The sequence below is a fragment of the Streptomyces sp. ATLC9 genome (genome assembly GCF_057196705.1).
On record NZ_JBXUOY010000066.1, the window covers coordinates 1 to 21,439 of the forward strand.

16 protein-coding genes and 1 pseudogene are annotated in these 21,439 nt (G+C 69.1%); 8 read left to right on the forward strand and 9 right to left on the reverse strand.

Annotation, left to right across the window (positions count from 1 at the left end):
- Nucleotides 1-251: 251 nt before the first annotated feature.
- The 5 genes and pseudogenes from AC2CJA_RS10105 to aroA all read right to left on the reverse strand — a co-directional run bounded on the left by AC2CJA_RS10105 (nucleotide 252) and on the right by aroA (nucleotide 6,288).
- Nucleotides 252-764 (reverse strand): ArsR/SmtB family transcription factor, encoded by a 513-nt coding sequence (locus AC2CJA_RS10105; protein WP_484602325.1) that lies wholly within the window; start codon nucleotides 762-764, stop codon nucleotides 252-254.
- Nucleotides 691-2,595: pseudogene (locus AC2CJA_RS10110) on the reverse strand (AMP-binding protein). Before AC2CJA_RS10110 ends, AC2CJA_RS10105 begins: the two are co-directional and overlap by 74 nt.
- A gap of 362 nt (nucleotides 2,596-2,957) precedes the next feature.
- Entirely contained in the window at nucleotides 2,958-3,338 is a 381-nt protein-coding gene (locus tag AC2CJA_RS10115) for a hypothetical protein (RefSeq protein WP_484602326.1), read from the reverse strand.
- Between the two features lie 89 nt (nucleotides 3,339-3,427).
- The gene (gene gpmI, locus AC2CJA_RS10120; protein ID WP_484602327.1) at nucleotides 3,428-4,969 is read right to left on the reverse strand and encodes a 2,3-bisphosphoglycerate-independent phosphoglycerate mutase; all 1,542 of its coding nucleotides are present in this window, start codon (nucleotides 4,967-4,969) and stop codon (nucleotides 3,428-3,430) included.
- The gene (gene aroA, locus AC2CJA_RS10125; protein WP_484602328.1) at nucleotides 4,966-6,288 is read right to left on the reverse strand and encodes a 3-phosphoshikimate 1-carboxyvinyltransferase; all 1,323 of its coding nucleotides are present in this window, start codon (nucleotides 6,286-6,288) and stop codon (nucleotides 4,966-4,968) included. The genes gpmI and aroA overlap by 4 nt, the downstream gene beginning before the upstream one ends.
- Nucleotides 6,289-6,999: 711 nt before the next feature.
- Here aroA and AC2CJA_RS10130 point away from each other — a divergent pair.
- From AC2CJA_RS10130 to AC2CJA_RS10155, 6 genes are all read left to right on the forward strand, one after another.
- Nucleotides 7,000-7,368, forward strand: coding sequence for an ArsR/SmtB family transcription factor (locus AC2CJA_RS10130; RefSeq protein WP_484602329.1), 369 nt, complete (start codon nucleotides 7,000-7,002; stop codon nucleotides 7,366-7,368).
- Between the two features lie 446 nt (nucleotides 7,369-7,814).
- A complete protein-coding gene (locus AC2CJA_RS10135) occupies nucleotides 7,815-11,393 on the forward strand; it encodes a type I polyketide synthase (RefSeq protein WP_484602330.1) in 3,579 nt (1,192 codons plus the stop codon).
- Between the two features lie 27 nt (nucleotides 11,394-11,420).
- Nucleotides 11,421-12,458 (forward strand): ketoacyl-ACP synthase III family protein, encoded by a 1,038-nt coding sequence (locus tag AC2CJA_RS10140; protein WP_484602331.1) that lies wholly within the window; start codon nucleotides 11,421-11,423, stop codon nucleotides 12,456-12,458.
- 60 nt (nucleotides 12,459-12,518) lie between these two features.
- Nucleotides 12,519-13,637, forward strand: a complete 1,119-nt coding sequence (aepY, locus tag AC2CJA_RS10145) for a phosphonopyruvate decarboxylase (RefSeq protein WP_484602332.1) — start codon at nucleotides 12,519-12,521, stop codon at nucleotides 13,635-13,637.
- Nucleotides 13,638-13,673: 36 nt separating this feature from the next.
- Nucleotides 13,674-14,246, forward strand: a complete 573-nt coding sequence (ssuE, locus tag AC2CJA_RS10150) for an NADPH-dependent FMN reductase (protein ID WP_484602333.1) — start codon at nucleotides 13,674-13,676, stop codon at nucleotides 14,244-14,246.
- A 63-nt stretch (nucleotides 14,247-14,309) separates the two neighbouring features.
- On the forward strand, nucleotides 14,310-15,458 hold the full coding sequence (locus AC2CJA_RS10155) for an LLM class flavin-dependent oxidoreductase (RefSeq protein ID WP_484602334.1): 1,149 nt from the start codon (nucleotides 14,310-14,312) through the stop codon (nucleotides 15,456-15,458).
- A 15-nt stretch (nucleotides 15,459-15,473) separates the two neighbouring features.
- Here the strand turns inward: AC2CJA_RS10155 and AC2CJA_RS10160 are convergent, their stop codons facing one another.
- The 4 genes from AC2CJA_RS10160 to AC2CJA_RS10175 all read right to left on the reverse strand — a co-directional run bounded on the left by AC2CJA_RS10160 (nucleotide 15,474) and on the right by AC2CJA_RS10175 (nucleotide 19,463).
- Complete coding sequence (locus AC2CJA_RS10160) at nucleotides 15,474-16,517, reverse strand: 2-aminoethylphosphonate ABC transporter substrate-binding protein (RefSeq protein ID WP_484602335.1); 1,044 nt, start codon at nucleotides 16,515-16,517, stop codon at nucleotides 15,474-15,476.
- Between the two features lie 63 nt (nucleotides 16,518-16,580).
- Nucleotides 16,581-17,375: an ABC transporter permease gene (locus AC2CJA_RS10165; protein WP_484602336.1), complete on the reverse strand. Its 795-nt coding sequence runs from the start codon at nucleotides 17,373-17,375 to the stop codon at nucleotides 16,581-16,583.
- Nucleotides 17,362-18,279 carry a 2-aminoethylphosphonate ABC transporter permease subunit gene (locus tag AC2CJA_RS10170; protein WP_484602337.1) on the reverse strand — a complete coding sequence of 306 codons (918 nt, stop codon included), beginning with the start codon at nucleotides 18,277-18,279 and terminating at the stop codon, nucleotides 17,362-17,364. Before AC2CJA_RS10170 ends, AC2CJA_RS10165 begins: the two co-directional genes overlap by 14 nt.
- Nucleotides 18,279-19,463 (reverse strand): ABC transporter ATP-binding protein, encoded by a 1,185-nt coding sequence (locus tag AC2CJA_RS10175; RefSeq protein WP_484602338.1) that lies wholly within the window; start codon nucleotides 19,461-19,463, stop codon nucleotides 18,279-18,281. The genes AC2CJA_RS10170 and AC2CJA_RS10175 overlap by 1 nt, the downstream gene beginning before the upstream one ends.
- A 623-nt stretch (nucleotides 19,464-20,086) precedes the next feature.
- Here AC2CJA_RS10175 and AC2CJA_RS10180 point away from each other — a divergent pair.
- Together AC2CJA_RS10180 and AC2CJA_RS10185 are read left to right on the forward strand one after the other, a co-directional pair.
- Nucleotides 20,087-20,461 carry an ArsR/SmtB family transcription factor gene (locus tag AC2CJA_RS10180; protein ID WP_484602339.1) on the forward strand — a complete coding sequence of 125 codons (375 nt, stop codon included), beginning with the start codon at nucleotides 20,087-20,089 and terminating at the stop codon, nucleotides 20,459-20,461.
- The gene (locus tag AC2CJA_RS10185; protein ID WP_484602340.1) at nucleotides 20,454-21,338 is read left to right on the forward strand and encodes a permease; all 885 of its coding nucleotides are present in this window, start codon (nucleotides 20,454-20,456) and stop codon (nucleotides 21,336-21,338) included. The genes AC2CJA_RS10180 and AC2CJA_RS10185 overlap by 8 nt, the downstream gene beginning before the upstream one ends.
- The last annotated feature ends 101 nt before the right edge of the window (nucleotides 21,339-21,439 follow it).

Consider the following 21,439-nt stretch of genomic DNA (forward strand, 5'->3'; position numbering starts at 1 on the left):
GCCATCACCGCCGCCGGCACCGGCTGCTCGGCCGCACTGGACGCCGAGCGCTACCTGGCCGCCCTGGTCGACGCCCCGGAGAAGCACCACGCCGAGCGGGAGAAGACCGACCAGGCCGCCCCGGAGGAGAAACCGGCGGCGGTGTGACCGGTCGGCGTCCGCGGGAACCGGCAGCCCGCGGACGCCCACCCAACTCCCGCGGGAATCGCAGAACGGTTTCGAAACAGCGGTCCTCTCCTCCATTCAGGCGTTCAGTCCCGGTTACGGAGCAGAAACGCCAGCATGGCCAGGCTGCCCGGAGCGCTCCGGTAGTACACCCATGTACCTCGCCTCTCCGAGGTCAGCAGACCTGCCTCGCGAAGCTTCTTCAGGTGATGACTGACCGTGGGCTGGGACACCCCTACATCGGCTATGTCGCACACGCACACCTCACCTTCGGGATGCGAGGCGACCCGGGAAAACAGCCTAAGGCGTACCGGGTCGGAAAGGGCTTTGAACATGCTCGCAGCCCTCTCCGCATCGACCTCGGACAGTGCCTGAGCAGTGAGCGGCGGGCAGCAGGGCATCAAGTCGTTCCGTTCACCGTTCGGCGTGGATTCAGCCGATTTCACGGTCTCCGAATTCAACATGATTACATATTTACACTTCGCGAACTCCTTGCCAAGCGGCAATCCGTGGCACCGACAGGTATCAGTCCCGTGGGCTTGCCGGAAGGAAGGAACCAGACCGGAGCACCGTGCGCAGCTCCTCGAGGACGTCCGCATCCTCAATGGTGGGGGCACCGGCTCGTCACGACCGTCCGCGATCGCCCGCATGGTCTTGCGCAGGATCTTCCCGGACCGGGTCTTCGGCAGCTTCCCGACGACATCCACCTGCTTGAGCGACGCCACCGGCCCGATCCGCACGCGCACGTCGGCCACCAGTTCGGCACACAGAGCCGGAACATCGGGTACGGTACCGGACTTCAGCACCACGAACGCGCGGGGCACCTGCCCCTTGAGGGGATCCTGCACACCGATCACCGCACACTCGGCGACCGCGGGGTGCGCGGTGAGGACGGCCTCCATCGCTCCGGTGGAGAGCCTGTGACCCGCCACATTTATCACGTCGTCCGTCCGCCCCATGACATACAGGTAGCCCTCGTCGTCGAAATAGCCGCTGTCGCCAGTGAGGTAATACCCCCGGTGCCGCGACAGGTACGACTCCTCGTAGCGCCGGTCGTCACCCCAGATGCCGGCCAGGGTCCCCGGCGGCAGAGGCGGTCGCAGGCAGATCGCTCCCTCCTCTCCTGCGGGCACCGGACGCCCATGTCCGTCCAGGATCCGGATCTCGTACCCCGGAACGGGAACGCTCGGCGAGCCCGCCTTGAGCGGCAGGTCTTCCACTCCACGTGGGCTCGCGCATATCGGCCAGCCCGTCTCGGTCTGCCACCAGTGGTCCACCACCGGTACGCCCAGGAGACCGCTCACCCAGTGATAGGTGTCCGGATCCAGGCGCTCCCCGGCCACGAAGAGGTTCCTCAGCGACGACAGGTCACGGGGACGGGCGGACTCTCCGGAGGGATCGGCCCGCCGTATCGCGCGCAGCGCCGTGGGAGCGGCGAACATGCCGGTCACACCGTACTCGGAGATCACCCGCCAGAACGCGGCGGCATCCGGAGTGCCGACCGGCTTGCCCTCGTAGAGCACCGTGGTGGCGCCCACCAGTAAGGGTGCGTACACCGTGTAGGAGTGGCCGACCACCCAGCCGACGTCGGAAGCCGCCCACCACACGTCTCCCGCCGCCGTGTCGTAGATGTGCGGCATCGACCATGTCATGGCGACCGCGTGGCCGCCGTTGTCGCGCACCACCCCCTTGGGCCGCCCCGTGGTACCCGAGGTGTAGAGGATGTAGAGCGGATCGGTCGCGGCCACGGGTACGCAATCCACGGGTCGGGCTCCCGCCATGGCGGTGTCCCAGTCCACCGCTCCCTGCGCGGGTTCGGCACGGGCCTCCTCCCGCTGGTGGACGATGACGGCCTGCGGCCGGTGCCGGACCGCGCGCAGCGCCTCCTCGACGATGGGCTGGTATCGCACGATCCGTGTCGGTTCCACACCACAGGATCCGTACACCAGGGCCTTCGGACGGGCGTCCGCGATCCTGGCGGCCAGTTCTCCCGCCGCGAAACCGCCGAAGACCACCGAGTGCACCGCCCCGATCCGGGCACAGGCGAGCATGGCGACCACCGCCTGCGGAACCATCGGGAGATAGAGGACCACCCGGTCGCCCCGTCCCACTCCCAGTTCGCGGAGGACCCCCGCGAACCGGGCCACCTCGTCCCGCAGTTCGGTATAGCTGTACCGTGCGTTCCTGCCGGTGACCGGAGAGTCGTACAGCAGCGCCGTGCGGTCGCCGTTCCCCGCCTCGACATGACGGTCCAGGGCGTTGTGGCAGGTGTTCAGCGTCCCGTCCGGAAACCAGCGGTGGAAGGGGGGGGCGGGAGCTGTCCAGCGCTCGGCGCGGGGGCCGATGCCGGTCCACGGCCCGGGCGGCTTCCAGCCAGAAGCCCTCCCGGTCCTCCAGACTCCGGCGGTACATCGCCGCGTAGGCGTTCATGGGTACCTCCTCCTTGACTGCTCGTACGGCCGCGTTCCGGGACGGGAACACACAGACTGGCCGGGGGCCGGTAGCGGTGCCGAGGGCTCACGCGCCGTGGACTGGACGACGGTGGTGCGCCGACGGCTGCGGGCGGCCGGCCACCCGCACACGCGCGGGTGCGGCAGGACTTCGTGGGAAGCCCCGGGAGACGAGGTCCAGCGGCAGTGTTTCCTCCGCCGGTTCCGCACTGAGTCACACCCGCCAGGGCGGTGCGTCTGCCGGAGAGAGTCCCGCCGGGACGCCTGACGCCGACCGGACGCCGAGAAGGAGTGCCGCCCTGGCGGAACGAAGGGGCCAGGCCGCTCTCACCAGCCCCGCCTTCAGCACAGAGCCGCGGAAGAGGCGGAGTCCACGGCGTCGGCCTCGCAGTCCGTCAGCCAGACGAACTCATGGGGACCGAGTTCGTAGACGGTCCCGCCCTCGGAGTTGAGGGCGGTCCGTACCTCCCCGCACAGGAAGCGGAGCCGTGCGCCTGCACGGTGCAGTTCCTCCGGCGGTTCGAAACTGCACGTCTTCCTGGAGACGTTGTGCACGGCCAGGACACGGCAGCGACCGTCCGCACCGGACCGTACGGCCGCCCAGAGGCCGCTGCCGAGGTCGACCGGGCGGAGCTCGGCGGCCGGGGCGAAAGCCGCGGACGCCGGAGCACGCAGCGGAACGTCTGCGGTCCCCGCCGGAACGCCGACGACGACGGAGCGCAATGCGTCGAGAAGCCGCTGCGGAACCCCCCGTTCCCCCGAGTGCCGGTGTGCTGGAGGAGACGTGCAGGGGACGGAAACGGCGGTGGCATTCACAGCAGGGGCCTTCCTCTCATGGCTGCGCCGGGCTCCTGGCCCAGCAGTTTCAGAACGGTGGGCGCCACGTCCGCCAGGGATCCGTTCTCCGCGAGGGTCTCGCCCGCGGGTTGTCCGGGCGCGGGGACGAGGACGGCCGGAACGGGGTTCGTGGTGTGACCGCCGTACGGACGGGGCTCACCGTCCGGTCCCCTTTTGAGCATCTGCTCTGCGTTGCCGTGATCGCCCACCGCGAGGACCCAGCGCCCCGCCTCGGCCGCGGCGGCGGTGATCCGCGCCATGGCCGCGTCGGTGTGCTCGGCAGCTCGCACGGTCGCCGCGAGATCGCCGGTGTGCCCTACGACGTCGATGTTGGCCAAGTTGGCCACTATAAGGGCGACATCAGCCCGCCCGATGGCTCCGCAGACGGCGTCCGCGACCTTGGTGATGCCCATCTCCGGCCGGCGCCGGTAGTCCGGAGGTTCGGTGCTCTCGATGCGGATGTGCTCCTCGGTCGGCCGCGGGCGTGCGTCGCGGCCGTTGAGGTAGTACGTGACGTGCTCGAACTTCTCCTTCTCCGCGACACGCACCGAGGCCAGCCCCGCCCGGTCGAGCTCGTCGGCGAGCCCGCCGGAGGCACCGGCCCGGCGCACCAGGGGCGGGATCTCCGTCCGGGTGTCGTACTGGGCAAGACTCGCCAGCGCCACCTGCCGACCGGTTCCGGCGAGGTGTGTCGCCAGGGAATCGGCCAACTGCTGGATCCGGTCGCTGCGGAAATTGAAGAAGAGTACGGCGTCCTGGTCGGCCATCGGTGCCGCCGGCCCTCCGTCCGGACCGGTCAGGACACTGGGGGTGACCCACTCGTCTCCTTCCGCCGAGGAACGCACCGCCTCCTCCGGCAGGTCCACCCGCGCTCCGTCCCCGTCAGCCATGGCCAGGACCGCCGCCTCGGTGAGGTCCGCCCTGCCGGACTTGTCCATGGCGTAACCCCGGCCGGTGACGGTGGCCAGACGTCCGGTACCCACGGCTGCGGCGAGGTCCGCCACCCGGGCGAGGTACTGCGCGGCGGTTCCGTCGGCGACATCACGCCCGTCGGTGATGGCGTGGATCCACACCCGCGGTACGCGCTGTGCCGCTGCTACGGCGAGCAGGTCGCGGAGGTGGTCGACGTGGGCGTGGATCTGCCCGTCCGAGCAGAGGCCAATGAGGTGCAGAGCTCCGCCTGCCTCGGCCGTGGCGGCGCACAGTGCGTTCAGGTCGGGGTGGATGCGCATCTCACCGGAGTCGATTCGCTGCTGCACCAGCAAACTGTCGTAGGGAAGAGGACGGCCTGCACCGATGACGAGATGGCCGATCTCGGAGTTGCCGACGGTCCCCGGCAGCAGCCCCACCGCCTCTCCGGACGCCTGGAGCAAAGTGGCGGGGTGCTTCGCCCGCAGTTGATCGAGCACGGGTGTGTGAGCGGCGGCGAGCGCGTTCTCCGGGCCCGGGGGCGCCTGCCCCCACCCATCGAGAACGAGCAGCACTCCGGGTACGCCGTCGGCGCGCCGGCCGCTCACGTGGTGCTCGCCTTCGCCGGGTGAAGCTGGTCCAGGACCTGCCAGAAGGTGGGGAATGACTTGGCGACACAGCCCGGGTCCTTGATGGTCACGCCCTCGGTGCGCAGCCCTGCGATCGCGAAGCTCATGGCGATGCGGTGGTCGTCGTAGGTGTCGATCGCCGCTCCGTGCGGGGTGCCTCCCGTGATGTGCATGGCGTCAGCGGCCTCCCAGACCGTGATGCCCATACGGCGCAGTTCGGTGGTGACCGCCGCGATGCGGTCACACTCCTTGACCCGCAGCGAGGCGATGTTGGTGATGCGTGTGCCCCCCTCGGCGAAGGCTGCCACGACCGCCAGGGTGGGGACGACGTCCGGCATGGCCTCCATGTCGATGTCGATGCCGCGGAGCGGGCCGCCCTTCAGCGTGATGGACCGTTCGCCCACCTGGGCACGGCAGCCCATCCGCTCCAGGACTTCGACCAGACCGACATCGCCCTGCCGGGAACCGGCTCCGATGCCGGGCACGGACACCTCTCCCCCGGAGATCGCCGCAGCCGCCAGCAGGTAGGACATGCCGGAGGCGTCCGGTTCCACGACCACCCGGCCGCCTCGGGGCTGCTGGCCGGCGGGCACGGTGAAACGCCGGTAGCCATCGCGTTCCACTCGTATGCCCATTTCGGCCAGGGCGGTGATCGTCATCTCCACGTAGGGCTTGGAGATCAGGTCGTCCACGACCTCGATCTCGGTGTCCTCCGCGGCCCTGATCGCATTGATCAGCAGGCTCGAGGTGAACTGACTCGAAACCGAGCCGCTGATCCGGGTCCTGCCTCCGCGGAAGGAACCGCCGGTGACCCGGACCGGCGGGGATCCGTTGCCGCGCACGGAGACGGCTTCGACGCCGAGCATCGGCAGGGCGGAGAGCAGGTCGCCCATGGGGCGTTCCTGCATGCGCTGGTTGCCGGTGATGACCGTCGTGCCCTCGGCGTGGCCGGCCATGGAGATCAGGAACCGCAGAGGGGTGCCCGCTCCCCCGACGTAGAGTTCTTCGGCCGGGGCCCGCATGGGCTCTGAGGTGGGTGCCACCCGGATGCTGGAGGATTCCTCGTCGATCTCGGTGCGTACGTGCCCGAACGATGCGATGGCCTCGGAGAAGTACCGGGTGTCGTCCGAGAGCAGGGCTCCCTCGATCACGGTTTCACGACCGCTGAGGGAGGCGATGCCGAGATAGCGGTTCGTGTAACTCTTGGAGCCCAGTGGCCTCACTTCGGCTTCGATGCTCCCGGTCGGCACGACAGTCACCGCGTCCTTTCTCAGACGCGGGTCGGATGTTGCGCTCATGGTTTCTCCAAACTCGCTGGACCGCCTGCGCGAGATTCCGGCATGCGTGGGGACATTCGACAGCAGACCTGAAACACCCTCATCGAGGAACCGGGCAGCTCGTTCGCCCTTCCTCTGTGACCGACTCACGGGCAGCACGTACTTTCCGGTACGGAACCGCCCGCCCTCTGGCCGTTCTCCGACTGAGCCCTTCCCGACCCATCAGCAATCATTAATGGGTTGGAGGGTGGGCGAGTAGTCGAGACTTGGCCATTCGGCGAGCGGACCCGAGCCGACCGCCCGGTTACCGCCCGGAGTGGTACCGCTCTCCAAGCGGGTCCGCGCCGGTGTCCCCGTCCGGCCCCCGGACCGCTGCCCACCGGCCGGCGCGCGGGGCGCCACACCCGAGGCCGGCTCCCCGCACCCGGTGCCGGTCTGCCCATCCACCCTGGCGGATAGGCTCTCAACGCCATCCAAACGCCTGCCCGGACCGCGAGTTACCGGCAGGCACCCGGGATGCGCCTCCGGGACGGCCACCCCGCCACTCCCCATACATCATGGAAGGTTACGCAGAGCGACGGAGGGCATTCGTTCGATCGCCGGAAACATTCGTTCCATGGCTGATTAACCACCCAGCGCGACCAGTTGACCCCGCCAAACATCCAGAATTAACTATTATCAACAATCTCCACTGTTGATATAGCTTGCGACAATCCATCGCGAGGAGCACTCATGCCGCCACCACCGAGGAACCGCGCGGGCGCCGGCGCATCGGCCCGCCACCCCTGGGAACGCAGCCAAGCCCAGGGGCTGGCACCCATCCTGCGGGCCATCGCGGACGAGAACCGCCTCCTGCTGATCCTGCTCCTCGGGCAGCGAGCCCGGACCGTCAAGGAGCTCCAGGAGGCGACCGGCCTGAGCCAGCCGCTTGTGAGCCATCACTTGACCAGCCTGCGCAAGCAGAGTCTGGTCACGGTGACCCAGCACGGACGCACTCATCAGTACGCGTTGTGCTGCGACACCCTCGCCGAGTCCGTGCGCCTGCTACTCGATCTGACGACGGGGAGCTTCCCGGAGCACCCCTCCGAGAACCAGAGCTGAGGGAACGCGCGCGATACCGCACGGAAAACCCGTGACCAACCACTCACACCGTAATCCTCCTGTGAGTTTGGTCACTTCACGCATCATTGTCTTCTGCTTCGACAGCTGTCACTCTAGACGCGCTTCTATGCGGACACGCCGTCCTCACCGAACGGTGTCCTCGCCACAGTGACTTCCGTATCGGCTGCGCCCTTCCTCATCCCGCGCCTACGGAAGCGATGCACTTTGTTCATGGCCCCGGCGACGCTTCTCCCAGCGGAGCCAAGCGGTCCTACCTTGCTTCCGTCGGCGTCACCACACAGGACGATGCCAAGGCGGCGATGCCGCGGGCCCTGGAACGTGTACGCACGACTCCCACGTGTTCTCGGCTCCGGCTCGCCGGCCCGGCTGGTTCCACCCTGCCCCGAGGGTGGGCTGCCGCAGCTCTCGACGGAGAGGAACCACCAGTGCGAGCCAGTACAGCCACACAGGAAACTCCCGGCGGCTTCCCGGAATCGCGGCCCGTCGCCGTCGTCGGGATGGCCGGCCGGTTCCCCGGCGCGCGGAACACCGACGAGTTATGGGAACTGCTGTGCCAGGGCAGTGATGCGATCCGGCAGGTCCCCGCCGAGCGCCACCACCTCCGTGTGCTCTCCGCACAGGCCTCCGGCCAATGGGGCGGTTTCCTCGACCACATCGACGCCTTCGACGCCGAGTACTTCGGGATCTCGCCGCGCGAGGCCAAACGCATGGACCCCCAGCAACGGTTACTCTTGGAAACCGTCCAAGAGGCCATGGACGACGCGGGGTTTCCCGCCGCCCGAGCCGCCGGCTCGATGACCGGTACCTTCATCGGGCAGTTGGGCAGCGACTACTGGCACATGCTGCACCGCTCCCCTTCGGCGCTGGATATTCACAGCATGACCGGCTCCGCCTCCCGCGCCGTGACGTCGGGACGGCTGGCCCACGCCTTCGATCTGCGTGGTCCCAGCCTCACGGTCGACACGGCCGCCTCGTCCTCGCTGATGGCAGTCCACCTGGCCCTGCAGAGTCTGTGGTCGGGTGAGTGCACGACCGCGATCGCCGGCGGTGCCAACCTGGTACTGCTTCCCGAGGACACCGTGATCTTCTCACGGGCCGACATGCTGGCCGCTGACGGTCGCTGCAAGTTCGGCGACGCCTCCGCGGACGGTTTCGTGCGCAGCGAGGGCGTCGGTGCCGTGATCCTCAAACCGCTGGAGCGGGCCCTGGCCGATGGGGACCGGATCCGCGCGGTGATCCTGGGCAGCGCTGCGGGCAACGACGGCCAGAGCAGCGGTTACATGGTCACGCCCGGTGTCACGGGCCAGCAACGGGTTCTGGAACGGGCCTACCGGCACGCCGGCGTGGACCCCGCCGACATCGACTACATCGAGGCCCACGGCACCGGGACGGGTGTCGGCGACCCGGTCGAACTCCGAGCCCTGGCCGCCGTCCTCGGCCCCGGCCGGCCAGCCGATCGGCCGTGCCTCGTCGGCTCGGTCAAGAGCAACATCGGACACACGGAGGCGGCGGCCGGCATCGCGGGACTCATCAAGGCCGTTCTGTGCCTGGAGCACGGACGGGTCCCCGCCAGCCTGCACGTCCGGAAACCCACTCCGGCGATCGCATGGGACCAGGTGCCTCTGCGCATACCACAGGAGACGGTGCCGCTGGCGCCCCAGAGGCGCCCCGCCCTCGCCGGAGTGAGCAGCTTCGGCTTCTCGGGCACCAACGTCCACGTGGTGCTCGGCGCCGTGGAACACGACGGAGCCGCTTCTCCCACACCGGAGCAGGGAGACCGTCCCGAACTCCTCACCCTGTCTGCCCCGGGCCCCGAAGCGCTGACCGACCTGGCCGCCTCCTGGAGCCGGTATCTCGCTCCGGAGGGGAGGGGACGCAGGTACGCCTGGCGCGACATCACCCACAGCGCCGCGGTCCGCCGGCAGCACCACGGCAGCCGGTTGGCCGTCCCGGCGGCCTCCCACGACCAGGCGCTGGCCGCGCTGCGGCAATTCACGGAAGGCGAGCATCCGCCAGGCGCTTCCTTCACCGAGAGCGTGCCGCGGTCCGCTCCCCGGGTCGCCTTCGTCTACCCCGGCCAGGGTGGCCAGTGGATCGGCATGGGCAGACAGCTCCTCTCCTCCGAACCGCTGTTCACCGAGATGATCGAGGCCTGCGACGCGGCGGTCCGGAAAGAAGCGGGCTGGTCCCTGGCCGACCTGCTGCTCCACGGCACTGAGGATCGGCTCACCGAACCGGACGTCATCCAGCCGGCCCTGTGGGCAATGGAGGTCGGCCTGACCGCCCTGTGGCGCTCCTGGGGCGTGGAGCCGGACGTGGTGATCGGGCACAGCATGGGAGAGGCCGCCGCGGCCTACGCGGCCGGGGCTCTGAGCCTGGCCGACTCCGCGGCCGTAATCTGCCGGCGCAGCAGACTCGCCGGACGTCTGAGCGGACAGGGCACCATGGCCTGGGTACGGCTGGACGCGGACGAGGCGGCCCGCACTCTGGCCGGGCACGAGGAACGGGTATGGGTGGCCGCCCGGAACAGTCCCGCCTCCACCCTGCTGTCCGGCGAGCGTGAAGCCCTGGCCGAGATTCTGGACTCCCTGGAACGCCGCGGTGTACCCAACCGCTGGGTGAACGTCGACTTCGCCTCGCACTGTCCCCACATGGAAGCGGTCCGCGACGAGCTGGCGGACGCGTTGAAGGACCTCCGTCCCCGAGCCGGCACCGTGCCGGTGCACTCCACCGTGCTCACCGAGGTCATCGACGGATCCGGCATGGATGCCGCTTACTGGGCACGCAACATCCGGGAACCCGTCGACTTCGCCGGGGCGGTCTCCGGTGAAATCGGTCACGACGGCACACTCTTCGTCGAGGTCAGCCCGCACCCGGTGCTCGTCCACAGCATCCGGGAGATCGCCCGCGGTCTGGGCCGGGAGACGACCGCTGTGTCCTCCCTGCGACGCGGCGAGGACGAGCGCCTCGCCCTGCTCACCTCCCTGGCCGAGCTCAGCACCCACGGTGTATCCGTGAACTGGCCGAACGTGTGCGGCGGCGGCCGGTTCGTTTCCCTCCCCACCACCCCCTGGCGACGCTCCTCGTACTGGCTGGAGGACCACGGGCAGGACCGGGAGACCGCTCCGCATCCGGGGTCCGCCTCCCGGCCGGACCCCGGACAGGCCGCCTCCACGACGGACTCCGCGGCTGCCGGGGTGTGGCTGGTCCTGGCCGACAGCGGCGCGGTGGGACGCAAGCTGGTGCAGGGCCTCCGAGACCGCGGGCACCGCGTCATCGTCGCCACCGCAGCGGCCACCCGGAAGCAGACCGGTGTCGACCGGTACCGCATGAACCCCGACCGACGCGACGATTTCCGCGCTGTCCTCGACGAGGTGTCAAGACAGGGGCCGTGCCTGGGCATCGTCCACCTGTGGGGACTGGACGCCGTCCTGCCCGAGGACGCCACCGCCAAGGAGAACGAGCGGGCCCTCGCTCTCGGTCTCCGCAGCGTGACCCATCTCGTCGACGCCCTGCGCCACGTCGCTTTCCCGACGCCGCCCCGCATCTGGCTGTTCGACCGGGAGCACGGGCCGGCCGGGATCGACGGCCTCCTCGAGGAACTGCACAGCGGTGCCGCGCCCCCGCCCCTGCCGACCGGAGCCGCGAACGGGCACGGCACTGCCGGAGCCCCCCTCCCCGATGGCACGGCACCGGCCGCGGCGCCGCGGGACCCGGCGGACACGCCCGGCGGCACCGCACCTGCGCAGGAGGAGTCGCTGGAGGAAACGCTCGCCGAACAGGTGGGCGAGGTACTCGGGATACGCGGAAGGCGGGTCAGCGCCGACCAGCCCCTCAAACGGATGGGGCTGGACTCCCTGATGTCGGTCGAACTGCGGCACCGTGTCGAGAAGCGGCTGCGAGTCAGCCTCTCCCTGAACGGCCCGCTGGGCGACCACACCATCAGCGACATCGCGGAGGACATCCGTGCCTCGCGTTCCCTGGCTTCCGGTACCCGGCACTGATCCTCACCTCGACCAGGAGGGACTTTAATGAAGACTCCAGGTATCCACCTCACCGGGGTGGGCGTCTGTCTCCCGGACAGTGTCGACGCACGGCAGGCCGTCGCCCAGGGCGACTACGACGCCTCGGACTACGAGTGGTACGGCTGGACGGGCGCTGCCGTGGCCGGCGAGACGCCGGCTCCCGATATGGCCGTGGCAGCTGCCCGGCAGGCTGTGTCCCGGTCCGGCCACCCCGCCTCGGACATCGACCTCCACCTGCACGCCGGTTTCTTCGACCAGGGACCGGAGGGTTGGTCGCCCCAGCACTACATCCTCCGCCACATCACCGACCGGGACATCCCTGCCTTCTCCGTCTGGCAGGCCTGCAACGGCCTCGTCGGCTCCCTCGAACTGGCGGCCTCGTACCTGCTGGCCTCCCGGGGAAGGACGGCCGCCCTGCTCACCGGTGCCGACAACGTGGGCACGCCGAACTACAACCGCTGGGACTTCGGCATCCAGAACGGTGTCCTCGGCGACGCCGCCAGCAGCCTGATCCTCTCCAAGCGCGAGGGGTTCGCCCGCCTGTTGTCCGTCACCTCCGCCTCCACCGCCGAGGTCGAGGAGCAGTACCGGGGTGCGGAACCTCTCTTCCCCCCGTCTTTGACCGTTGGACGGCGCATGAACATGAAGGAGCGCTTCGCAGCCCGCCAGAATGTGGAGGAGACGGTCGCGGAAGTGGTGCAGCGGCAGGGCGAGTTGCGCACCCACATCGCCCTGCAGGCCTTGGCCGAAGCAGACATCGACGTCACGGACGTGACACGCGTGACGCATGTCTTCACCGGCCAGGAGAGCTACCTGAAGGTAATCCTCGACCCCATCGGCATCGACACCGACCGCGGCCTTCTGGAATTCGGCCGCCGCCTCGGGCACCTCACCGTCAACGACCAGATCGTCGGTCTGGAACATCTGGTGACCACCGGGCAGGTGGGGCCCGGAGACCATGTTCTGCTCATCGCGCACGGTGGCGGAGTGTCTCTGAGCTGTGCCGTGGTCCGGATCGAATCCCCGCCCGCGTGGGTGCGATGACCGCCCCCGTCCAACCATCTGGAACCCACCCGTACGTCCGCCCGGCAAGGAGACCTTATTGTGATCACAGCCCATGATTTCTGCGACACGCTCGAAGAGCGCGGATTCACCGTATCCAGCGGCGTACCCTGCTCGCACTTCGGCGGGCCGATCGCGCTGCTCAGCCGGCACCGAGGCAGGTACGTGCCGGCCGCCAACGAGGGCAGCGCGCTGGCCGTCGCCGCCGGTCTCTCGCTGGCCGGGCGCCGCTCCTACGTCATGCTGCAGAATTCGGGGCTGGGGAACCTCATCAACCCGCTGACCTCCCTGGTCATGACCTACCGTGTCCCCGTCCTGACCTTCGTGAGCCTGCGCGGCTGGCCGGACCCGGCGAGCGACGAGCCACAGCACGAGGTGATGGGCCCCCTGTGCCACCCGTTGCTCGACCAGCTCGGCGTCCCGCACTGGACACTGCGTGCGGAGGACGGCGCCGAGCGGTTCCGCACCGTCCTGGACGCCGCCCTGAGCGAGTTCGAGAACGGCCTCCCCCCGTTCGTCCTGGTCGAGCGAGGGGCCGTGGGCAAGGCGCCGGACGCAGCGACGGACACCGGCGACCACCGAGGGCTGGCCGCCGCCGAGGCGGTCAGGATCGTCAAGGAGCTGGCCAAGGACGCAGCCCTCGTCGCCACCACCGGCTACACGTCGCGAGAGGTCTTCGCGGAGGGCGACGGCCCGGAGAACTTCTACATGCAGGGGTCGATGGGGCACGCCTCCGCCCTCGCGCTGGGCGTCGCCATGGCGAAGCCGGAGCGCACCGTGGTGGTGCTGGACGGAGACGGCGCGGCGCTGATGCATCTGGGCACCATGTCGGTCATCGGCGATCAGGCACCGGCCAACCTCGTCCACGTCATTCTGGACAACGGCGTCCACGAGTCCACCGGCGGGCAGCGCACCACCTCGCGCACCACCTCGTTCACCGCGATCGCCCAGGCCACCGGGTACCGGCGGGCATGGGAGTGCGAGACACCGGACGAACTCGACAACTGCCTGCGCAGCGCCCTCAACACCGACGGACCGCACCTGTGCGTGGTCCGCACCCGTCCGCGCTCCGGCGCCGTTCCGCCACGCGCCACCAGCGCTCTGTCTGCCGGGGAGATCAAGGAGCGCTTCACGAGGACGCTTACCGAACAGGATGCCTGACCCTTTCCGTCCGAAAAGCTCCAGGAGGCGTGGACCATGGCAAGAATTCTGATGCTGCACGGAAGCCCCTCGACCCGCTCACGGACCGAAGCCATGCTCCGGCACGTCGAGAGGTGGCTCGCCGACGAGGGACATACGGTACGGAGCATCGCCGTACGCGAGTTGCCGTCGGCCGCGCTGCTCGGCGCGAACAGCGACGACCCCGGGATCCGGGCAGCGGTCCAGGCGGTCGAGGAGGCCGACGGTGTCATCGTGGCGACTCCCGTCTACAAGGCGGCCTACAGCGGCCTGCTGAAAGTACTTCTCGATCTGCTGCCGCAGTACGCGCTGGCAGGCAAGACGGTGCTCCCGCTCGCCACCGGAGGGACCTCCGCCCACGTCCTGTCCATCGACTACGCCCTGCGGCCGGTGCTGACCGCTCTGGGGGCGGACCACGTCCTGCGCGGCTACTTCGTCCTGGATCGTCTGCTCACCCCGCAGGAGGGCGGGGAGGTGTCCATCGCCCCCGAGGCGGCTTCTCACCTCGCCGGCCTGGTCTCCCAGTTCTCCTCACTGCTGTCTCTCACGCCTCCCCTCCCCTCCACCTCGGCGCTCAGCCCCCTGTCCTGACCACCGGTCCGCGGGGGCACGGGAGACTGGGTGCCGCCCGGCCCTCCCTCAGATCGGAGAAACATGAGCATCACCTTCCACTGGTTCCTCCCCACCTACGGGGACAGCCGCCACTTCGTCGGTGGCGGACACGGTCTGGACCTGGCCAAGGTGGGCGATGAGCGCGATGCGTCCATCGGCTACCTGACCCAGATAGCCCGGGCGGCCGAGCAACTCGGGTTCGCCGGTGCGCTGACCCCGACCGGGTCCTGGACCGAGGACGCCTGGCTGACCACGGCCATGCTCGCCCAGACCACCGAACGGCTGAAGTTCCTCGTCGCCTTCCGGCCCGGGTTCGTCAGTCCGACCCTGGCGGCGCAGATGGGCGCCACGTTCCAGCGGCACTCGGCGGGCCGTCTGATGATCAACGTCGTGGTCGGCGGTGAGAGCTGGGAGCAGCGCGCCTACGGGGACTTCCTTGACAAGGACGGGCGGTACCGCCAGGCCGACGAGTTCCTGGAGGTCGTCCGCGGCCTGTGGGAGGGCAGGACGGTCGACTTCGAAGGTGAGCACGTGCGGGTGCAGGGTGCCCGGCTGTCCCGGCTGCCCGATCCGGTGCCCGAGATCTACTTCGGCGGTTCCTCGGCCGCGGCGGGCGCTGTGGCGGCCCGCCACGTGGACAGCTACCTGACCTGGGGGGAGCCCCCCGCCCAGGTCGCCGAGAAGATCGCGTGGATCCGGGGCCTGGCCGAGCGGAACGGGCGCGCCCCCCGGTTCGGCCTGCGGATCCACGTGATCACCCGCGACAGGTCGGAAGAGGCTTGGGCAGTGGCCCAGGGGCTGCTTGACGACTTCGACGAGGCCACCATCCGGAACGTCCAGGAGGGCCTGCGGCGCAGCGAGTCCGAGGGACAGCGCCGGATGCTGGCCCTGCACGGCGGCAGTGCCGACCGCCTGGAGATCTACCCCAACGTCTGGGCCGGGATCGGACTTTTCCGGGGCGGCGCCGGCACGGCACTGGTGGGCAGCCACGAGGAGGTGGCCGACCGCATCGCCGAATACCACCGGGCCGGGATCGACGAGTTCGTTCTCTCCTCCCACCCGCACCTGGAGGAGGCCTACTGGTTCGGTGAGGGGGTCATGCCCAGGCTGCGTGCGGCCGGGCTGTGGTCCCACCCCACGGCCCGGCCGGCCGGACAGGCCGACCGGGCCGACACCGTGCTCGCCGGATGAGGAGTCCGTCCCGGATCAGCTGCCGGTGGCCTGCTTCCATGCCTGCAGGTAGGTGCCCAGTTCCTTGTCGATGGTCTTCCAGTCGGGCGTGAAGATCTCCACACCCTTCATGGCTTCCCGTGCCCGTTCCGCGTACTCCCCCTTGGGGGCCACGTCGGTGCGGGCCGGGAAGCCGCCACCCGAGTCGCTGATCAGTTCCTGGGCCTCGGTGCTGAGCAGGTAGTCCAGAAGCTTCTGCGCGTTCTCCCGCTGCGGACCGCCCTTGACCAGACCCGCGGCGTAGGGCAGGGAGAAGGACGTGGGCGCCTTGCCCTCGGCGGCCGGGAAGAAGATGCTCTGGTTGGGCATGGCCCGGCGGTTGGCGAAGCTCATCTGGACGTCGCTGTTGGCCACCAGTAGCTCGCCCTTGTCCACCTTGGGCACCAGGGCACCGGTGGAGGCCGACGGACCGACGTTGTTGGCCTGGAGCCTCTTCAGGTAGTCCATCGCCGGTTCCAGGCCGCCGAAGTCGTGCATGCTCTTGATGACGACGGCGGTGCCGTCGCCAGCCACACCGGGGGTGGAGTACTGCAGCCGTCCCCGGTACTTACTGTCCAGGAGGTCCTCCCAAGTCCGAGGCGGCGCGTCGAGTTCCCGGGTGTTGTAGATGAAGCAGAAGTAGTTCTTCACCACGGAGGTCCACATACCTTCGGCCTCCTTGTCGTCATTCGCCACGTGCTCGGAACCGGCGGGGCGGTACGACTCCAGCAGACCTCGGCTCTGCGCCTGCTGGATGAAGGGGGGCAGTGTGATGATGATGTCGGCCTGTGTGTTGTTGCGTTCGCGCGTCAGCCGCTGCACCACCTCGCCGGAGCCGCCTTCGACGTAGTTGACCCTGATGCCGGTCCGCTTCTCGAAGTCCTTGAAGGCCTTGTCGTAGAAGCCGTCCCCGCTCTGGTACTTGAGGCCGTCGGCACTGTAGACGGTGACCTCGTCGATACCGGACTCCCCTCCGCAGGCGGTGGCCAGGAGTGTCAGGACGAGGGCACCCGCGGCCCTTGCGAGGATCTTTTGACGCATGGTGATTCCTTCTCTTCTCGATGGGCCTGCCGGCCCGGGAACGGGAGTCGCCGAGGGGCCGGTTCAGCGGTGGGAGGCCCGGGTGCGGAGACGGTTGAGGAGCAGCAGCACCAGCAGAGTCGTGGTCATCAGCAGGACCGCCTGGGCCGACCCGATGAAGACGAGGCCCCGGTTGGTCGCCGCGTAGATGGCCACGGGCAGCGGGAGCCAGTCCGGCGGGTAGAGCATCATGGTGGCGCTCAGCTCCCCCATCGACAGCGCGAAACACAGCGCGACCGCAGCGCTCAGTGAGGGGAGCAAGAGGGGCAGTTTGACCCGCCACAGCACGTATCCGGGGGAGCCGCCCAGACTCGCCGCGCTCTGCTCGAACACCGGGTCCAGGCGGACCAGCGCGGCGGCGACCGACTGGTAGGCGAAGCCGGTGACCAGTACGGCGTGCGCCATGACGACGATGCCGGGCGTGCCGTTCAGCAGTACGGGAGGACGGCTGAAGGCCACCAGCAGGGCGAGGCCGACCACCACGGACGGAACCGCCACGGGCAGCATGAACAGGCTGTCGGCGAGACGCCGCATGCGGGTCATGCCGTGGATGACGATGGCAGCCCATGTTCCCAGGACCAGGGCGATCAGCGAGGCGGCCGTGGCCGTGAGCAGCGACGTGACGAGCGCGTCGAGGGCGTCGCCCGAGGTCACCGTGCGGTACTGCTCCACGGTTGGTCCCGACGGCAGGGCGCCGCTCCAGTTGGTGGCGAAGGAGGCCGCCAGGATCACGACGAACGGCAGGGCGAACAGCGGCAGGACCAGCAGGGCGAACCCCGCGTGTACCAGCCTGCGGGCCAGTGGGCTATAGACCAGCACGGTGACCTCCCGAGGCGCGGCTCGCCCCGGCTCGGTACAGGAGGTAGAGGGACACGGACAGGGCCACACTGACGACGGCGACCACGCAGGCGGCCGGGTAGTCGTAGTCGAGGATCGCCTTGGTGTAGACGAGAAGGGGCAGGGTCACCACGTCCTTGGCCCCGGTGAACAGCACGATCCCGAAGTCGTTCAGGCTCATGACCAGTACCAGGGAACCACCGGCGACCAGCGCGGGGAGCGCCTCCGGCAGGATCACCTGCCGGATGATTCTGAGGGGCCGGGCGCCGAGGGAGGCCGCGATCTCGAGTTGTGAGGTGTCCACCTGGGAGAAGGCGGCCAGCAGCGGACGCATCACGAAGGGAGTGAAGAAGGTGATCTGTGCCAGCAGCACGCCCCAGGGGGTGGTGAGGAAGTCCACCGGGCCGCTGCTCGTCCCGGTGACATCGGCCCAGACTCCGTTGACCATGCCGGCCGACCCGTAGACGAACACCAGGGCCAGCGTGATGAGGAAGGAGGGGAAGGACAGGAAGATGTCGATGAACCGGCCGATGAACCTGGACGCGGTGAAAGGTATGAAGGCGATCACCAGGGAGAGGCAGAACCCTAGGACGACACACCCCGCGGTAGCCCCGAGGCCGATGTACACCGTGGTGAGCAGGGCCCTGCGGAAGGCCTCGGAGTCGAAGGTCGTCTGGTAGACCTCCAGCGATCGTCCACCCGCCTCCGGCGAGAAGGACTGCAGCAGCACGAGCGCCAGTGGGTAGAGCAGCGTGAAGGCCAGGCAGAACAGGGGTGGAAGGAGCCACAGTGCCGCCCGGGACCTGCGGCGGGCCGGAGCGGAAGGGCGTGGAGGCGGTTGCGGCGGGACGACCTGGTGGAGCCTGGGCGGAGCGTCGACGGGCATCAGGCCGGTCTCCCGATTCCTTGGGGCACGGGCACGGCAGCGGCATCGTCCGGTTTCGCCGGAAGCAGGACGGCGTCCTCCGGCGCGAAGGCCAGGGTGACGGTGTCCCCGCCTCTGAGCGGTTCACGCAGCTCGGCGACATCGGCCACCACGGGCGCACTTTCTCCGATGTCCAGGTACAATCGGTAGGTGGCGCCTCGCCACTGCACTTCGGTGACCGCCCCCTGCAAGAAGTTGCCGGTCGGCCGGTCGGCGAGCCGCATGCAGTGGGGGCGGACGCACACCATCAGTTCCGCACCCCGGGAAACGGGTTCGTGAGCGGTGACGAGCAGCCCGGTACCGTTGTGCTCCACCTCGGCGAGTCCGGGGGCAGCATCCGCTCGGACCACGACCGGCAGCAGATTGGCGCCACCGATGAAGGTGGCGGTGAACTCGTTCTCCGGCTTCCGGTACAGCTGCTGCGGCGTCCCGCAGCCGACGAGGCGGGCGTCCCTCATGACCGCGATGCGGTCGGCGAGCGTGAGCGCCTCCACCTGGTCGTGCGTCACATACAGTATGGAGACGTCCGGGAGTTCCCGGTGCAACCGGGCCAGCTCCGCCAGCATCCCCGACCGCAGTTGCGCGTCGAGCGCGGAGAGCGGCTCGTCCAGCAGAAGCACCCTGGGGCGGATGGCCAGGGCCCGTGCGATGGCCACTCGCTGTTGCTGGCCTCCCGAGAGCTCCCGCGGATAGCGGTGGGCGAACTCCTCCATACCCGTCATCCGCAGTGCCTCACGCACTCTGTCGGGTATCTCCGCACGCGCCGCTTTCTGCGCCTTCAGCCCGAACGCCACGTTGTCCGCCACGCGCATGTGAGGAAAGAGCGCGTACTGCTGCACCACCATGCCGATGCCCCGGCGGTGGGGCGGCAGATCGGTGACGTCCTGGCCTCCGATGAACACCCGTCCCCTGCTGGGAGTGGCGAAGCCGGCGACGGCGCGCAGCGCTGTGGTCTTACCGGACCCGGAAGGCCCGAGCAGCGCCATGACCTCACCGGGATGGACCGTCAGGTCGAGTGAGTCCAGGACCGTCGCGGTGCCGTAGGCGACCGAGACCGACTGGAAGCGTATGCCGGAGCGTGGTGTTTCGCTGCGGCTCTCCCCCTGTGGCGCAGGGGCCGGCCGGTGTGTGACTGGAGTGGACACGATTCCCCTTGGATCGAGACGGCGGGCGGAACATCGTGAACCGCGGAAGGTCACGAATCAGCCGTGCGACGGCCTCCTCCACCCCGGGAACTCCGGACGGTCGGGGCGTGGGCCACGGTGTCCGACGGAACCGGCCGCACATGGGCGGGGTGTGTGCCCTGCCCGGCGAGGAGAAGACCCGTTCCCGGCTCTTCTCTCTTCCTGAACGCCCCGTACGGCCCGCATCCGCAGCGTCTTCGGCCAGACGGAATCACGGGCATTCGCACACCTGGCACCCCCTCCCACCAGGAATTCATCAGCAATCATTCATGGATCGCCCGGTACTGTACAGGCTGGCATCGGCCATGGACGGAGAGTCCGCCAAGCGGCTCCGAGCCCGCGCGAGCCCGTGCGCAGCCGCCGCCGAAAGAGCGATCGCGGCTGGATATCACCTGGCAGCACGACGAACACGGGCCCGGCAAGCGCACACCGCACCACCCTCAAGAGGTCCGACCCCAGGACGTGAAACGTCACTGCATGTGGCCGAATCCGCACCCTTGCAGAACTCCAGCGGCAGAGCCTTCGCCACCGGCTCACCGGAACCCACCTTGACACCAATGAATATTGTTGATATCAATCTACTTATGAATGAAGTGCTAGGCGTCCGGCTTCTGCCGCCGACGGAGCTGTCGAACCGGGATCGGGCCCGCCTGCTCGCTCCCCTGTTGAAGGTGCTGGCCGACGAGAACCGGCTCACCATCACCCTTCTCCTGGCCGAACGGCCTCGGACCGTGAAGGAACTGCAGACCGCCACCGGGCTGAGCCAGACCCTGGTCAGCCACCACCTGGCGACACTGCGGGACCAGCAACTGGTCACGTCCTCGCCGCGCGGCCGCGCCAACGTCTACACCCTGTGCTGCGAGCAACTCGGCACTCCCGTACGATGGCTCGCCACTCTCGCCGCACTGACCCCCGAGGGTGCGGCCGCCTGCTGCGAAGGCGCGTGGTCCAGTGAATAGCTGGGGGGAGACCGCGCAGACCTTCGGGATCATCGCGGTCGAGCTGGTCGTACTCTTCCTCGCGATCTCGTTCCTGGTCGCACTGCTCAACCGACGGGTGGGTTCCAAACGGATACAGGGATGGCTGGCCGGCGGCCGCGTGGTCGGCCCCCTGAAAGGCGTCGCCTTAGGAGCGATCACCCCGTTCTGCTCATGCTCCACACTGCCGATGCTGGCGGGCATGCTCAAGGCGGGCGTACCCTTCGTCACCGCCGCGAGCTTCCTGGTCGCCTCTCCGCTCCTCAACCCCATCATTCTGGTGGCGGTGGCGGCGCTTTTCGGGCTGCCGATCATGCTCGGCTACGCCGCGGTGGCGCTCGTGGGAAGTCTGGTCATCGCCGCCGCCTGGGATGCCCTCGGCCTGTCCCGCCACGTCAAGCGGGTACGCGTCGAAGGCGAGAAGGAGGAGGAGCCGTGGGCGGGCCTACGCGCGGAGATGCCCGGCGCCTGGCGTTCGGCCCGTTCGGACTTCCGGCCGCTGGTCATCCCCCTGCTGCTGGGCGTCAGCGTGGGCGCCTTCATCTACGGCGCCGTACCCGAATCGTTCCTCACCGGCTTCGCCGGACCGGACAATCCCCTGGCCGTACCCGTCGCCGCAGCGATCGGCATCCCCCTCTACATTCGCACGGAAGCGGCCCTGCCGATCGGACTCGCCCTCTCCGAGACCGGTATGGGCATCGGAGCAATCTTCGCACTCATCATCGGCGGTGCCGGAGCCAGCATTCCCGAGGTCAGCATGCTGACCGCGATCTTCAAGCCACGCCTGGTGGCCGCTTTCGTGGGCTCCATCCTCGCCATGGCAGTGGCTGGAGGCTTCATCATCCCGTTGTTCGCGTGAGTTGACCCGCCCGCACGGCGGGTCCCCACAGTTCTGGGGCGGGGGGGGGGGGGCCCGCGCGCGCGGCGGGCGCGCCCCGCCCCCCCGCCGGGCCGTCGCCC

Coding starts and splice junctions, on each gene's coding strand:
- AC2CJA_RS10105 (WP_484602325.1), bottom strand. CDS start 764: ATGCGGACGTCCTCGAGGAGCTGCGCACGGTGCTCCGGTCTGGTTCCT.
- aroA (WP_484602328.1), bottom strand. CDS start 6,288: ATGAGCGCAACATCCGACCCGCGTCTGAGAAAGGACGCGGTGACTGTC.
- AC2CJA_RS10130 (WP_484602329.1), top strand. CDS start 7,000: ATGCCGCCACCACCGAGGAACCGCGCGGGCGCCGGCGCATCGGCCCGC.
- AC2CJA_RS10140 (WP_484602331.1), top strand. CDS start 11,421: ATGAAGACTCCAGGTATCCACCTCACCGGGGTGGGCGTCTGTCTCCCG.
- ssuE (WP_484602333.1), top strand. CDS start 13,674: ATGGCAAGAATTCTGATGCTGCACGGAAGCCCCTCGACCCGCTCACGG.
- AC2CJA_RS10155 (WP_484602334.1), top strand. CDS start 14,310: ATGAGCATCACCTTCCACTGGTTCCTCCCCACCTACGGGGACAGCCGC.
- AC2CJA_RS10160 (WP_484602335.1), bottom strand. CDS start 16,517: ATGCGTCAAAAGATCCTCGCAAGGGCCGCGGGTGCCCTCGTCCTGACA.
- AC2CJA_RS10170 (WP_484602337.1), bottom strand. CDS start 18,279: ATGCCCGTCGACGCTCCGCCCAGGCTCCACCAGGTCGTCCCGCCGCAA.
- AC2CJA_RS10180 (WP_484602339.1), top strand. CDS start 20,087: ATGAATGAAGTGCTAGGCGTCCGGCTTCTGCCGCCGACGGAGCTGTCG.